Source organism: Streptomyces sp. NPDC029292, from assembly GCF_055569295.1.
The window spans coordinates 9952-24629 of record NZ_JBVHXR010000044.1 but is presented as its reverse complement, the minus strand read 5'-3'; the positions used below and the strand labels follow the sequence as shown (position 1 = coordinate 24629).

Annotated in this window: 13 protein-coding genes; 9 read left to right on the top strand and 4 right to left on the bottom strand. The window is 68.7% G+C overall.

Annotated elements, in window-relative coordinates; all coding sequences use genetic code 11:
* Positions 1-1099 precede the first annotated feature (1099 nt).
* Positions 1100-1747, top strand: coding sequence for a pentapeptide repeat-containing protein (locus tag ACZ4WS_RS46845; protein WP_467990190.1), 648 nt, complete (start codon positions 1100-1102; stop codon positions 1745-1747).
* A 409-nt stretch (positions 1748-2156) separates the two neighbouring features.
* Here the strand turns inward: ACZ4WS_RS46845 and ACZ4WS_RS46840 are convergent, their stop codons facing one another.
* The 3 genes from ACZ4WS_RS46840 to phoU form a co-directional block, all read right to left on the bottom strand.
* Positions 2157-2306 carry a hypothetical protein gene (locus ACZ4WS_RS46840; protein ID WP_467990188.1) on the bottom strand — a complete coding sequence of 50 codons (150 nt, stop codon included), beginning with the start codon at positions 2304-2306 and terminating at the stop codon, positions 2157-2159.
* Between the two features lie 829 nt (positions 2307-3135).
* Positions 3136-3288 (bottom strand): hypothetical protein, encoded by a 153-nt coding sequence (locus ACZ4WS_RS46835; protein WP_167455652.1) that lies wholly within the window; start codon positions 3286-3288, stop codon positions 3136-3138.
* 162 nt (positions 3289-3450) lie between these two features.
* Positions 3451-4140, bottom strand: coding sequence for a phosphate signaling complex protein PhoU (gene phoU / locus ACZ4WS_RS46830; protein ID WP_467990187.1), 690 nt, complete (start codon positions 4138-4140; stop codon positions 3451-3453).
* A 222-nt stretch (positions 4141-4362) separates the two neighbouring features.
* On the opposite strand from phoU, the gene phoR reads away from it, so the two are divergent.
* On the top strand, positions 4363-5691 hold the full coding sequence (gene phoR, locus ACZ4WS_RS46825; RefSeq protein ID WP_467990186.1) for a two-component system sensor histidine kinase PhoR: 1329 nt from the start codon (positions 4363-4365) through the stop codon (positions 5689-5691).
* 5 nt (positions 5692-5696) lie between these two features.
* A complete protein-coding gene (phoP, locus tag ACZ4WS_RS46820; RefSeq protein ID WP_010985401.1) occupies positions 5697-6368 on the top strand; it encodes a two-component system response regulator PhoP in 672 nt (223 codons plus the stop codon).
* 80 nt (positions 6369-6448) lie between these two features.
* Here the strand turns inward: phoP and ACZ4WS_RS46815 are convergent, their stop codons facing one another.
* A complete protein-coding gene (locus ACZ4WS_RS46815) occupies positions 6449-7132 on the bottom strand; it encodes a copper chaperone PCu(A)C domain-containing protein (RefSeq protein WP_467990184.1) in 684 nt (227 codons plus the stop codon).
* A gap of 667 nt (positions 7133-7799) precedes the next feature.
* Between ACZ4WS_RS46815 and ACZ4WS_RS46810 the strand changes: the two genes are divergently transcribed.
* The 6 genes from ACZ4WS_RS46810 (at position 7800) to ACZ4WS_RS46785 (ending at position 14446) form a co-directional block, all read left to right on the top strand.
* The gene (locus ACZ4WS_RS46810; protein WP_003953493.1) at positions 7800-8282 is read left to right on the top strand and encodes a CarD family transcriptional regulator; all 483 of its coding nucleotides are present in this window, start codon (positions 7800-7802) and stop codon (positions 8280-8282) included.
* A gap of 335 nt (positions 8283-8617) precedes the next feature.
* Positions 8618-9370, top strand: a complete 753-nt coding sequence (gene ispD / locus ACZ4WS_RS46805) for a 2-C-methyl-D-erythritol 4-phosphate cytidylyltransferase (protein WP_467990182.1) — start codon at positions 8618-8620, stop codon at positions 9368-9370.
* On the top strand, positions 9360-9854 hold the full coding sequence (gene ispF, locus ACZ4WS_RS46800; RefSeq protein WP_467990180.1) for a 2-C-methyl-D-erythritol 2,4-cyclodiphosphate synthase: 495 nt from the start codon (positions 9360-9362) through the stop codon (positions 9852-9854). The genes ispD and ispF overlap by 11 nt, the downstream gene beginning before the upstream one ends.
* Positions 9855-10104: 250 nt before the next feature.
* Positions 10105-11505, top strand: a complete 1401-nt coding sequence (gene cysS, locus ACZ4WS_RS46795) for a cysteine--tRNA ligase (RefSeq protein ID WP_467990178.1) — start codon at positions 10105-10107, stop codon at positions 11503-11505.
* A gap of 133 nt (positions 11506-11638) precedes the next feature.
* Complete coding sequence (rlmB, locus tag ACZ4WS_RS46790) at positions 11639-12580, top strand: 23S rRNA (guanosine(2251)-2'-O)-methyltransferase RlmB (RefSeq protein ID WP_467990176.1); 942 nt, start codon at positions 11639-11641, stop codon at positions 12578-12580.
* Positions 12581-12760: 180 nt separating this feature from the next.
* Positions 12761-14446 carry a DoxX family protein gene (locus ACZ4WS_RS46785; protein WP_467990175.1) on the top strand — a complete coding sequence of 562 codons (1686 nt, stop codon included), beginning with the start codon at positions 12761-12763 and terminating at the stop codon, positions 14444-14446.
* Positions 14447-14678: the final 232 nt, after the last annotated feature.

The following is a 14678-nucleotide window of genomic DNA, read 5'->3' as shown; positions in this document are numbered from 1 at the left end:
TGTCAGAGGCAACTGCCAAACTCCGACGGTGACGCACATTAGGCTCCCCACAAGGGCGCACAGCAGGCGCTCCCGGCGCGTGCCTTCGACAACGCCGAAGTTGCGCCATCAACATCAACTGCTGAGGACGCCTGCCCACGCCGCGTCAAAGCTGGTGAGCGGCACTGTAGGGATTGCTGGCTTCTGGACTATCCGTGGACAGATCAGAGGCAACTTGACTCGATAGAGCCGCTGACCAGCACGATCCCCACTAGGCGAAGGGGCCTCCGGAGCGTGTGCGCTGCAGTAGCTGTGCTCCCCGTAACCCTAACCCTCAAGGGCATCCACAGCTCCAGACGCCCTCTAGCGCCCCGACCAGTGATCGAGGTGCTTCGGCAGCATGCAGGTTATTGTCTGCGCCCGCTGCAGGAAGAGTCTTAAGACAGCTACGCTGTCCGAAGTCTGGCGCTGATATCGGCGAGCGCGCTCTCATACCCTCATGGACCCCAGACGCAAATCATGGCCAGTGGGTAGGGCGCGTAGGTGGGCGAGGGCACATCGAACGCAGCTGCTCGCTAGTGCGGTAGTGAGCTCGCTCCTTGCTGGCGTATTGATACTGATTTGGCGAGGCCCATGGTGGTTTGATGGCAAGTACCTCAATACGGAAGATCTGCGGACGGGTTCGGCGGCCCTGGTCACAGGCTTTCGTACCGCAATCGTGCAGATCGTTGCTGTCTTCGGTGCGGGAGTGGCGTTGCTGATCACCGCGTTCAGCTATCGCCTAGCCCACCGAGGTCAAGTCAATGACCGCTTCACAAAGGCTCTTGAGCGTCTCAGTTCCGAGCACCTGTACGGGCGCATTGGCGGTGTCCTAAATCTTGAGCAGGTTGTCCGCGATGACCGTGAGCAGGCAGTGCATGCGGCCCAAGTTCTCCACTCGTTCGTCCGTGAGCGCGCGCCACGCCGCACGGGACCATCGCTCCCCTCACGTGGCAGAGTTGCGACAGCACGTCGAGCAGCGCGACAACGCACCTTCACGCGGACCGAGCCCCGCTCGCCCCTTCCCTCTAAGCCAGCAGCCGATGTGCAGCATGCCCTTACCGCTTTGATTCGCCCCTCCTTGCGACGCGACGTCGTTCAGGCAGGTCTAGTCGACCTCAGCGGGCTCCATCTCGCTGGCGCGTACCTGAGGGGAGAGGAAGCATGGGCTTCGGGCCCTGCCTTCTTCAGTAGGTTGCTTCGCTCCGACCAAGACCCTTGGGACTTCCTCGCCCTTTACCGGTCCAATCTCGTCTTCGCTGACCTCTCCGGGGCAGACCTCACGGGGGCAGACCTCACGGGGGCAAACCTCAGCAAGGCTGATCTCACCGGGACGGACTTGAGCGGAGCAGACCTCACAGATACGGATCTCTACAAAGCCAAACTCGGCGGGGCGGATCTCACTGGGGCGAGACTCATCGAGGCAGACCTCACTAAGGCGAACTTCTCCGGGGCAAACCTCACCGAGGCAGATCTCACCGAGACCGACTTCACGGGGGCAATCCTTACCGGAGGAACACTCACCGCAGCAACCCTCGCCGGTACCTGCTTCAACGAGGCGATCTTGATTAACGTGGACCTGACCAGCGCGAGGCAGCCCGACAACAACCTGCAAGCCGTTCAAGGTCTGACCATTGAGCAGCGCGAGGGGCTGAAGTGGGCAGGGCACTACTACTCGGCAGATGGGCGGAGAGCCCGACGCGAGGCCCCAAATCGATGGAGGGACTAGCCGGCGGCCACATCGTGGCTAACCGGCTGATTCGCGTTCACGGGGGGCACGGTCTCTCAAGCGCCTTCTGGGCGCTCGGCCGCCGGGTCGGGCCCGGTGGGGGGGTGAATGTCCAACGGCGTGACCATGCAGGCGAACAGCTCCGGACAAACACGGCGGCGATGAACAATCGCAGCAGGCCAGCGGCATAGCCACCCCTGCTCCAGCCCTCTCCGAGTTGGTTCGGGACGAAGACGTCCGTGCCAGACCCGTGCCAGATCGCGCGGGGAACCAGGGGGAACACCGGACAACGCATCGGGAGACGGACGGACGCCGACCGCGCTCCGCCGCAGGTCAACGCAGAGAGACAGATTCAATCACCCAAGCTTCCCAAGCTGAGGGTGCGAGCCTCGATGCCGACGTCCCGTGCTCAGCTGATGACCAGGCCCGCGATGCCGAAGACGAGCGTGAGGACGAAGCAGATCAGACTCACTGCCGTTGCAAGGCGCGGGACCTCGTGCGTGCGACGGAAGTTGGACATGACGCCGTTCGACCAGAAGGAGCAGATCGCGACGATCACGGCTGGGACGAAGAGCGGCGTTCCGTGACACACGTATGCGGCACCCACAGCCAACCCAATGAGAACGATCAGCACTTTGCCCCCTGTATCCGCGGCGGCTCCCCAACCACGCGTGGTGGCCACAGAGTAGAGAAGTACCGGGCAGTAGTGACGGGCTTCTGGCGGGCAGTCGTGAGATCGAGTTCGTCCGGGCCGTCTCTGGGCCGTCCGAGGCCGCTCGACAGTGGCCAACGATGACCAATGACGACGACTCAGCCGCTCATGAACACCGCTCTGAGCAGCGAATACTCAGGTCCCCAAGATCCCCGGCAAGATCCAGGGCAAGAAGAAGTAAGCCGTACGTATTAAGCCCTCTACCTGCGAGTTTTTCGCGGGTAGAGGGCTCTTTGCTGTCCGGGCCGTTGCCGGCCGGCATGCGGGGGACTGCGCTCAAGCCGATTCCGGCCGCCGTCTCACCTCTGCCTGCGCCCCTGCACCACGGAGTGCCGCGACTGCCATCTCGGCGGTCTCCTGGGGCACGTCTTCGACGACCGTGACAGGGGTCCGGCCACTCGGTGATCGTCCGCGAACCGGAAGCCGTAGTCGCGCTCGATGCGTGCGAACTCGGCTTCCGTCAGCCCGGGCTCGAATCGGTAGAGGCCCGTTCGCGCCAGGCGATGCGCGGCCTCCGCTCCCAGGCGTGCCCCCGCATTGCTGGTCACCGCCGCACGCCAACTCCTACCGGCGCTCTCCGCCACGAGATATCCGCCCTCCCTCACACAGCGAACGCCGGCCGCGGCAGAAGGGCCCCGTCGTGGTGACAGGGCCCTTCCGGACGTACGTGAGTGAATCAGCCGCACTGGCAAGGATTGCCCGATTGGCAGCCGCAGCCGCAGCCGGAGCCGCAGCCGCAGGCGCCGAACAGGGGAAGGCTCTTGATCTCGGCGGGCTGTTGGGTGTCGCGGTCCTGTGTGGGGTCGGGCGTGCTGGGGGATTCGGCCATGGGTCCCTCCTTCAGGCACGAGATGTGCGAGGCACGCTGCACCGCACAGCTCCTGTTGCCCATTGGATGCCCACTACGGCGGGCGCATCAACGGCGCACTACGGCGCGATGACGCTCACACGCGCCCCTGGAGCGCGCGATGAGCCCTCCGCGGGCCCCGGGTCAGGCCCCCTCCACCCCCGTCACCGGCTGGATGTCCTGCTGGAGCTCGTCCGCGTGCTCGCCCGTCACCAGGAACACCACGCGCTTGGCGACCGACACCGCGTGGTCGGCGAAACGCTCGTAGTAGCGGCCCAGCAGGGTCACGTCGACGGCCGTCTCGATGCCGTGCTTCCAGCGGTCGTCCAGCAGGTGCTGGAAGAGGGTGCGGTGCAGGAGGTCCATCTCGTCGTCGTCCTGCTCCAGCTGGAGGGCGAGGTCGACGTCCTTGGTGATGACGACCTCGGCCGCCTTGGCCATCAGGCGCTGGGCGAGCTGCCCCATCTCCAGGACGGTGGCGTGCAGGTCGTGCGGGACCGCGCGCTCGGGGAAGCGCAGCCGGGCCAGCTTGGCGACGTGCTGGGCCAGGTCGCCGGAGCGCTCCAGGTCCGCGGACATGCGCAGGGACGTCACCACGATGCGCAGGTCCGTCGCCACCGGCTGCTGGCGGGCCAGCAGGGCTATCGCCCGGGCCTCCAGCTCGTGCTGAAGATCGTCGACCTTCTGGTCGGCCGCGATCACGCTCTCGGCCAGCTTCAGGTCGGAGTCGAGAATGGCCGTCGTGGCGCGCCCGATCGCCGACCCGACAAGCCGGGCCATCTCGACCAGGCCCTCGCCGATCGAGTCCAGTTCCTCGTGGTACGCGTCCCGCATCTGGTTGTCCCTCTCTTACGTCAGCTTCGGGGGTCCGGGGGCTGGGCCCTCGTCCGGACAGGCCCCGTGAACCCCACGCTCCCACGTTCCGGCCCGTACGCGTCCGTTTCCGTCACCTCAAATGAACCACCCCTGGCTCCTGGGTGAACTCTGGGCGACGAGTGTTCGAGCTCGCACCCGGATGGCTGTGGCCAGCCGTGACGACATGCCTAACCTGGATGCATGGACGTGAACGCGGCGGTCGCCGCAGCGGCAGCGATCGCCGGAGTACTTACCGGTGTCATCGCCATGCTGGCGTTCCGCTGGAGCGAGCGCGACCAGAAACGCCCGACCCGCACTTCTCTGCACACGGACCCGGTGCTTCCGCCGGGTGTCGACACCGTGCTGTCCGTGCTCAGGTCCTCGGCTGTCGTACTCGACGAGGCGGACGCCGTGGTCAAGGCCAGCTCGGCCGCGTACGCCCTCGGGCTGGTGCGCGGCGGCAAGCTGGCCGTCGAACCGATGCTCCAGATGGCGCGTGACACCCGTCGAGACGGGGAGATACGCCAGGTGGAGCTTGATCTGCCGAGGAGGGGGACCGGGCGCGGGGAGGCCCTCGCCGTCTCCGCGCGCGTCGCGCCCCTCGGGTCCCGGCTCGTGCTTCTCCTCGTGGAGGACCTGACCGAGGCCCGGCGCATCGAGGCCGTACGGCGCGACTTCGTCGCGAACGTGAGCCACGAGCTCAAGACCCCGGTGGGTGCGCTCTCGCTCCTCTCCGAGGCCGTCATGGACGCCTCCGACGACCCCGAGGCCGTCGAGCGCTTCGCGGGGCGCATGCAGATAGAGGCCACCCGGCTCACCAACCTCGTACAGGAGCTCATCGACCTGTCGAGGGTGCAGAACGACGACCCGCTGGAGGACGCCGAGCCCGTACGCGTCGACGAACTCGTCGCCGAGGCGATCGACCGCTGTCGCCACCAGGCCGGCACCAAGCAGATCACCATGGCTTCGAATGTAAGGGCGCCCGAAGGGCTCGAGCAGGGTGGTGGCGGGCGACGGGCGGGCGGCACCGCCGACCTGAGCATCTGGGGGAACAGGGGCCAGCTGGCCGCCGCCCTCGGCAACCTCGTCGAGAACGCCGTCAACTACTCGCCCGCGCGCACCCGCGTGGGCATAGCCGTGCGCCGGGTGACCGCGCCCGGCGGAGACCTCATCGAGATCGCCGTGACCGACCAGGGCATCGGCATCTCGGAGAAGGACCGGGAGCGCGTCTTCGAGCGCTTCTACCGCGTCGACCCGGCCCGTTCCCGTGCCACCGGTGGTACGGGGCTGGGGCTCGCGATCGTCAAGCACGTGGCCGCCTCGCACGGCGGGGAGGTCACGGTGTGGAGCTCCGAGGGTCAGGGCTCCACCTTCACTCTGCGGCTGCCGGAGGCGGGTGCGGCCCGCGACCGCGTCACCGATCACCACATGCCCGGCCTCGACGAAGAGGACGAGACCGAGCAGCCCGACGGGACGATCACCGTCACATCCCCGTACGAACCGCTTCCTGCCCCGGAGGTCCTTCCGTGACCCGTGTGCTCGTCGTCGAGGACGAGGAGTCCTTCTCCGACGCCCTGTCGTACATGCTTCGCAAGGAGGGCTTCGAGGTCGCCATCGCGACCACAGGGCCCGACGGACTCGACGAGTTCGAGCGCAACGGCGCCGACCTCGTCCTCCTCGACCTGATGCTGCCGGGGCTGCCCGGCACGGAGGTCTGCCGTCAGCTGCGCGGCCGCTCCAACGTCCCGGTGATCATGGTCACCGCCAAGGACAGCGAGATCGACAAGGTCGTGGGGCTCGAAATAGGAGCCGACGACTATGTGACGAAGCCTTTCTCGTCGCGTGAGCTCGTCGCCCGCATCCGCGCCGTGCTCCGCCGCCGTGGCGAGCCCGAGGAGGTCACCCCGGCCGCCCTCGAGGCCGGGCCCGTCCGCATGGACGTCGACCGCCACGTGGTCACCGTCTCCGGCTCCAAGGTCGACCTCCCCCTGAAGGAGTTCGATCTGCTGGAGATGCTCCTCAGGAACGCGGGCCGCGTGCTGACCCGCATGCAGCTCATCGACCGGGTCTGGGGCGCCGACTACGTGGGCGACACCAAGACCCTCGACGTCCACGTCAAGCGCCTGCGCGCGAAGATCGAGCCGGACCCGGGCGCGCCCCGGTACCTGGTCACCGTGCGCGGCCTCGGCTACAAGTTTGAGCCGTAAACCGGCTTCGTACCTACGACAACGCGCACCTGCGACGAAGGGCGGCACCCCTCGGGGTACCGCCCTTCGTACGTGGTGGATCAGTTGCCGGCCGACGTCGAGGCCGTCGCGGTGGCCGTGTCCGTGGCCGTCGCGCTCGACGACGCCGCGTCGGCGGGCGAGCCCGAGACGGACTCGGACGGCGAGGACGAGGACTTCGACGACTCCGAGGCGGACACGGAGGCGGTGGCCGTCGCGCCGGGCGCCGCGGGGATGTTGCTCGGGCCCCACTTGGAGAAGTAGCTCTCGGCCGGGACGACGAACGCGCGCAGCTTCACGTCACCGGTGTCGCTGAAGGTGAAGGTGACCGGCTGGGCGTTGCCGTCCGTGACGGCCGCACCGGGGTTGGTCAGGGCGGCGGAGGCGTTGCCCTTGCCGCCGAGGATGACGTAGCCGCCGGCGGGGATGGTCAGCTTGCCCGTGCCCTTGGCGGGCGTGATCTGCGCGTCGCCGTCGCCGCCGACCTTGACCGAGTCGAGGGTCTGGTCGGTGGTGCCGTTGTTGAACACGGTTGCGGAGATCACCGCCGGGCCTGTGGCGGTCGTGTTGGGCTGGGTGATGACGAGGGCGTTCTGGATCTTGATGTCACCGACGGTGGTCGCCGCGTTGTCCGGCTTGACCTCCAGCGTCTGTGCGTTGTTGCCGGCGCCGCACGCGGCGAGCGAGGCGATCGAGAACGCGATGGCGGCGGCGGCGAGAGAGCCGCGTCGAAGGCTGCTGCTCACGGCTGCGGCAACTCCTTGAACGTGGGCGAAGCAGGGCGACCTCGTTGTAAAGCCGCCCTAAGGGTCTGTCAGCGGCCTTAGGTTACCGAGCCGTTCCCGCGCCGCCGCACCCGACCCGCCCCAAGGGGCCTGTCGTCCCGTGCCGCCTGCCTCCAAGGGTCACGTTGCGCCCTCTGTGCGCCCCGTCCGTCGCGCTGGTTCGCGTCCGGTGCGTGGGCTACTTTGTGCTCTCGCTCGTTCGCCATTCACATAAGTACTCCGGGCATCGGCTTGCGGATTTTCCCGTAAGGAGTCGTAAGGGACCGTAAGGAATGCATGGCGGTCCAGAAAATTGATCTTCGGTAGATCGGTGATGGCCGTGATCAATTCCGGATTCGTCTCGTACGCGACTCCGGTCACCGAACGGAGTAGTGGAAGTCGCACTCTTGGAGCCGGACAAACCGGTACGTTCAGACCCTGGTCAGCGGCTTCCGTTGTGTGTAACGTGTGCGTTTCCCTCCCCCTGGACAGCCGCTCCGACCTGCGAATACCCTCTTCCGCTCGCCCCTCGCAGCACGTTCCTGTTGCGGTTGTCAAGCCCCGAGATATGCCCTGACCTGCGAAAACGCCATTCAGAAGCTGCCGTTTCCGTGTTACCCTGGATAGCCACGGAAGGGGTACCTGTCACATGACGTTCAAGGTTGGCGACACCGTGGTCTATCCCCATCACGGGGCCGCGCTGATCGAGGCTATCGAAACTCGCCAGATCAAAGGCGTGGACAAGACCTACTTGGTGCTGAAGGTCGCCCAGGGCGACCTGACGGTACGTGTGCCAGCGGACAATGCGGAGTTCGTCGGCGTGCGTGATGTGGTCGGTCAGGACGGGCTGGACCGGGTCTTCGAGGTGCTGCGCGCGCCGTACGCCGAGGAGCCCACGAACTGGTCGCGTCGCTACAAGGCAAATCTGGAGAAGCTCGCCTCCGGCGATGTCATCAAGGTCGCGGAAGTCGTACGTGACCTGTGGCGTCGTGAGCGCGAGCGCGGACTCTCCGCCGGTGAGAAGCGCATGCTCGCCAAGGCCCGGCAGATCCTGGTGAGCGAGCTCGCGCTCGCGGAGAACACGAACGAGGACAAGGCCGAGGCCCTGCTCGACGAGGTTCTCGCGTCCTGACGCAGGCAGTCGCCGAGACGGAAATCGTCCCGGCGAACACGCAAGCCCGCACAGCTGCGCAATGAAATGCCGCGGTGCCCGATGACACAATTGCTGTCGCCGGGCGCTGCGGCATGTTCGTACCCGTGCCTTCGCGCTCGAGTCTTCGTCCGCTTTCGCGCTCGCGCCTTTGTCCCCGCGCCCCATTCGGTCACCACAGTGTCCGATACTTGGCGTGCCGGGCCCGGGCAGCTGGCTCGACCAGATGTCACGGAAGGGTCCCCGGTCAAGGCGTCGCGCCCGGCACGCTGTGGCCATACCCATCCGGGCCGAGCACACAAACCTGACAGGAACCGATGTCTGACGATTCGCGCCCTTCGCCTTCGGGGGCTCGTACGGCGGCCGTGATTCCGGCGGCCGGCCGGGGCGTGCGCCTCGGCCCGGGCGCCCCCAAGGCGCTCCGCGCGCTGAACGGCACCCCGATGCTCATCCACGCGGTCCGTGCGATGGCCGCGTCCCGCGCTGTCTCGCTGGTCGTCGTCGTGGCACCGCCCGACGGCGCCGCCGAGGTGAAGACCCTCCTCGACGCGCACGCCCTGCCCGAGCGGACCGACTTTCTCGTCGTCCCGGGCGGGGACAGCCGGCAGGAGTCCGTGAAGTACGGGCTCGACGCCTTGCCGCCCGGCATCGACATCGTGCTGGTGCACGACGCGGCCCGGCCGCTCGTGCCCGTCGACACCGTGGACGCCGTCATCGAGGCCGTACGGGACGGCGCGCCCGCCGTCGTACCGGCGCTGCCCCTCGCCGACACCGTCAAGCAGGTCGAGCCGGCGACCGTCCCGGGTGCGCCCGAGCCCGTCGTCGCCACGCCCGAGCGGGCGCGGCTGCGGGCCGTGCAGACGCCGCAGGGATTCGACCGGGAGACTCTGGTGCGGGCGCACGAGACCGTCACCGAGAACGTGACCGATGACGCGAGCATGGTCGAGCAGCTCGGGCTGCGGGTGGTGGTGGTGCCGGGGCACGAGGAGGCGTTCAAGGTGACCCGTCCTTTGGACCTCGTCCTCGCCGAGGCGGTTCTCGCGCGGCGGAGGCTGAACGATGGCTTCTGAGGTACCTGTCCTTCCCCTCGTCGGTATCGGTACCGACATTCATGCCTTCGAGGAAGGGCGTGAGCTGTGGTGCGCGGGGCTGAAGTGGGAGGGCGAGGGGCCCGGGCTCGCCGGGCACTCCGACGCGGATGTCGTCGCGCATGCGGCGTGCAACGCGCTGTTCTCCGCCGCCGGTCTCGGTGATCTCGGTGCGCACTTCGGTACCGGGCGGCCCGAGTGGTCCGGGGCGTCGGGGGTCACGCTGTTGACGGAGGCCGCCCGGATCGTGCGCGCCGCCGGGTTCGCCATCGGTAACGTCGCGGTGCAGGTCGTCGGGGACCGCCCGAAGATCGGCAAGCGCCGGGACGAGGCGCAGAAGCTGCTTTCCGACGCGGTGGGGGCGCCGGTGTCGGTTTCCGGCGCCACGACTGACGGGCTCGGGTTCCCCGGCCGGGGCGAAGGGCTGATGGCGGTGGCTACGGCGTTGGTGGTGCGGGTGGGTTGAGGGGTGGGTTCCCGCCCCCTCCGCACCTACCCTTCCCGTACCTGGGGGCTGCGCCACCAGACCCCCGTATCGCCCTGAACGGCCTCGTCCTCAAACTCCCCCGCTCTCGGCTTCGCTCGAGCGGGGGGACCCCCACGACGGGCTGAAAGCCCTCCTCCGGAGTCAGTCGCAGCCCCCGTATGTCACGAATACGTGCCCCTTGGGCCGGAAGGGTCGCGGGGCACTACCCAGGGGCCACTACCCTGGAGTGGTGACGATTCGCCTGTACGACACCAGCGCCCGGCAGATCCGTGACTTCACCCCGCTCATCCCGGGTTGTGTCTCGATCTACCTCTGTGGCGCCACGGTGCAGGCCGCCCCGCACATCGGGCACATCCGCTCGGGCCTCAACTTCGACATCATGCGCCGCTGGTTCGAGTACCGCGGCTATGACGTGACGTTCATCAGGAACGTCACGGACATCGACGACAAGATCATCACCAAGTCGGCCGAGCAGGGCCGCCCTTGGTGGTCGATCGGGTACGAGAACGAGCGCGCGTTCAACGACGGCTACGACGTCCTCGGCTGCCTGCCGCCCACGTACGAACCGCGCGCCACCGGTCACATCACCGAGATGGTCGAGATGATGCGCGGCCTCATCGAGCGCGGACACGCGTACGAGGCCGACGGGAACGTCTACTTCGACGTGCGGTCGTACGACGGGTATCTGCAGTTGTCCAACCAGGAGCTGGACAACCTGCTCCAGCCCTCCGGCGACGGCGAGACCGGCAAGCGGGACCCGCGCGACTTCGCCATGTGGAAGGCGGCCAAGCCCGGTGAGCCCACGTGGGAGACGCCGTGGGGGCGGGGGCGTCCCGGCTGGCACCTGGAGTGCAGCGCCATGGCGCACAAGTACCTGGGCAGCGCGTTCGACATCCACGGCGGCGGGCTCGACCTGATCTTCCCGCACCACGAGAACGAGATCGCGCAGGCCAAGGCCTTCGGCGACGAGTTCGCCAAGTACTGGGTGCACAACGCCTGGGTCACCATGAGCGGCGAGAAGATGTCCAAGTCCCTGGGCAACTCGGTGCTGGTGAGCGAGATGGTCAAGACGTGGCGCCCGATCGTGCTGCGCTACTACCTGGGCACCCCGCACTACCGCTCGATGATCGAGTACAGCGAAGAGGCCCTGCGCGAGGCCGAGTCGGCGTTCGCGCGTATCGAGGGCTTCGTGCAGCGGGTGATGGAGAAGGCGGGGGGAGCCGTCGAGCCCGCCGCCGAGGTGCCGCCCGCCTTCGCCGAGGCCATGGACGACGACCTGGGCGTGCCGCAGGCGCTCGCCGTCGTGCACACGACCGTGCGACAGGGGAACTCCGCCCTCGCCGCCGACGACAAGGAAGCCGCTGTTGCCCGTCTCGCCGAGGTCCGGGCCATGCTCGGCGTCCTCGGGCTCGACCCGCTCGACCCGCAGTGGGCCGGCGAGGGAGACCGGGGCGAGGATCTGCACGGCGTGGTCGACACCCTCGTGCGCCTCGTGCTCCAGCAGCGTGAGGCGGCGCGTAGCCGCAAGGACTGGGCCACCGCGGACGCCATCCGCGACCAGCTCAACCAGTCGGGTCTTGTGATCGAGGACGGGCCGCAGGGACCGCGCTGGACGCTCGGCCCGCGCTGAGCGCCCGCCCGGCAGACCCCAGTCGACCTCCGTCGACCTTGATCGATTGTGCCGCCCGGGCCTCCGGGCGGCACACTGCATATACGTACGTGCATGCAACACACCAGCACGCCTCACACAGAACAGGTAGGTCATGGCCGCTAACAACCGCCGCATGTCCGGCAAGAAGGGCGCGCAGGTCGGCAGTGGCGGCCAGCGACGCCGGGGCCTCGAAGGCAAGGGCCCGACCCCGCCCGCCGAGATGCGCAAGGGGCACAAGAAGAACCGGATCGCCGGCGCCAAGGCGAAGCAGGCCGTGCGGCGCCCCGCGCCGCGCGGGCGTGGCGGCAAGGGCACGTCCGAGATGGTCGTCGGGCGCAACCCCGTCGTCGAGGCGCTGCGCGAGGGCGTACCGGCGGTCACGCTGTACGTGCAGCAGTTCATCGACAACGACGAGCGGGTGCGCGAGGCGCTCCAGCTCGTCGGTGAGCGCGGCGGCATCCACCTGATGGAGGCCCCGCGCCCCGAGCTCGACCGCATGACCAACGGGCTCAACCACCAGGGTCTCGTCCTCCAGGTCCCGCCGTACGAGTACGCGCACCCGGAGGACCTCGTCGCCGCCGCGTACGACGAGGGCCAGGACCCGCTGATCGTCGCCCTCGACGGGGTGACGGACCCGCGGAACCTCGGTGCCGTCGTCCGGTCCGTCTCCGCCTTCGGCGGTCACGGTGTCGTCGTGCCCGAGCGGCGCGCGGCCGGTATGACCGCCGGCGCCTGGAAGACGTCCGCCGGTACGGCCGCCCGTACGCCCGTCGCCCGCGCCACCAACCTGACGCGCGCCCTGGAGGCGTACAAGAAGGCGGGCATCGCGGTGGTCGGTCTCGCCGCGGACGGTGAGGTCGAGGTCGGTGAGCTGGAGGCCCTCGGTGGTCCCGTCGTCATCGTCGTCGGCAGCGAGGGCAAGGGGCTGTCGCGGCTCGTCGGCGAGACCTGTGACTTCCGGGTGCGCATTCCGATGCCCGGTGGCGCCGAGTCGCTGAATGCCGGTGTGGCGGCGGGAGTTGTGCTGTACGAGGCGGCGCGGCGACGCGTCTGAACAGTGCGGCGACGCGTCTGAACAGTGCGGCGACGCGCCTGAACAGTGCGGCGACGCGCCTGAACAGATGCGCGCGTAGTCACCCCCGTGGGGCGATCGGGATGTTCGGGATGACCTTGACGCGGTCCGGACAGATCGGCGCGGTCAAAGCAGTGTCCTAAACACACATCACTCGGTTAGATGAGTGTGGACACCAGAACACCCCGCACACCCACGGGGGACCGCTCGTCGGGATTCGACGACGCTCCCGCGCTGAGCATGGTGAAGGTGCCGAGCGATCCGGCGCAGGTCATCGTCAATCATGCGAGCTTCCGCGTCCGGCTAGGCGCCGCGTCGCGGCCCCAATCCTTGCGCGTCGCACGGAACTTGATCTTCGCCGACGACACCGCGCGCATCCCCGCCGTCGGTACGGCGGGCAGAGCGGGCGCGGCCGACGGGGCCCGCCGCCGCGCGCCCGTCGTCTGGAGCGGGAAGTCCGCGCCGGACGACACCGGCGCCCACCGGCTGCTCCAGGCCGTGCGGAGCACGAGCGTGCGCCACGGCTCCGCCGACCCGGTGGGCGACGCCGGGGCGACCCGGGTCATCCCGCGCATCGACGAACACCACAGCATCGACGAATACCACAGCTACGACGAACACCGCGGCTACGACGGCGACATGACCGTCGAGACGGCCGAGACACCTCTCGTGGGCAGCCAGCGCACCCACGGATCCGGCGAGCCCCGCATGCTGCCGCGCATGCGCAGTGTGGGCAGCGCGTACGACGAACCGGCCTACATGGACGGGGAGTTCGAGGACGAGGACCCGGAGGAAGACGGCGACACCCGGGCCAGGCGGCACGGCGCCGACCCGGTCCGGCACGCCTACTACCCCGGCCGCCGCATGAACCTCGGGGTGGTGCTGCTCCCGCTGCGCGTCTTCCTCGGGTTCATCTCCATCTACGCCGGCATGGGCAAGCTCTGCGACCCCGTGTACTTCGACGGCGGCAAGCGCGGCTCCATGGTGAAGTGGCTGAACACGCTGCACCCCTGGGAAGTCGCCGAGCCGCTGCGCCAGTTCGCGCTCCAGCACCCCATCGGTGCCGGGCTCGTCATCGCCTTCCTCCAAGTCATCGTGGGCGTTCTCACGGTGCTCGGCCTGTGGCAGCGGGCCGCCGCCGCCGTCGGCGCGACGCTGTCGGCCGCGCTCATCGTCACCGTCAGCTGGAAGACGGTGCCCGCGTACGACGCGCCCGACATCGTCTACCTCGCCGCCTGGTCCCCGCTGATCATCGCGGGCGCCCCCGTCTACTCCGTGGACGGACGCCTCGCGGGCGAGGCCTGGCGCAGGCTCGGGCCGCGCGCCGAGATCTGGGAGCTGCGACGCCGCGTGCTGCGCCGGGGCGGGCTGGTCTCGGCCCTCGCCGTCGGCCTCACGCTGCTCGTCGGCTCGCTCCTCGGCGGCGCCGTCCGCGACGCCGACCGTGTCGTCGTCCCGGGACCGGGCGAGGCCCCGCGCAACGAGCTGCCGGGCTCCCCGCTCCCCGAGACGCCCGGCAAGCGTCAGCACCAGGCCTCTCCGTCGGCCTCCGAGGCGCCCACGCAGGGCAGTTCCTCGTCGCCGTCGGGTGCGGCCACCACGCCGGGTGCGGTGCGCGAGACGGGCGGCGCCGTCACCAGTGGGCCCAGCCAGACCCAGGGGGGCGGCCAGGCTCCGCCCCAGCGGTCCTCGCCGGTGGGGCAGGCGCCGAGCACCAGCGCGGGGCCGACGTCCAGTGGCGGCACGTCGAGTGGTGGCTCCGGGTCCTCCGGCGGGTCCTCTGGCGGGTCCTCCGGTGGCAGTGGGTCCTCCGGGCAGCCGGGGCTGGTTGGTGGCCTTCTCGGGTGACTCGTGGTGGTGGGGGCTGAGCTCGGGCGGGTTTCGCCCCCTCCGCCCCTACCCTCCCCCACTCTCGGCTTCTCCCCCACTCTCGACTTCTCCCCCACTCTCGACTTCGCTCGAGCGGGGGGACCCCCATGAGCGGGGGGACCCCCATCGTCCTGGGGCTCCGCCCCAGACCCCGCTCCTCAAACGCCGGAGGGGCTGAAATCCTGCCGTATCCAGCAGGATTTCAGCCACT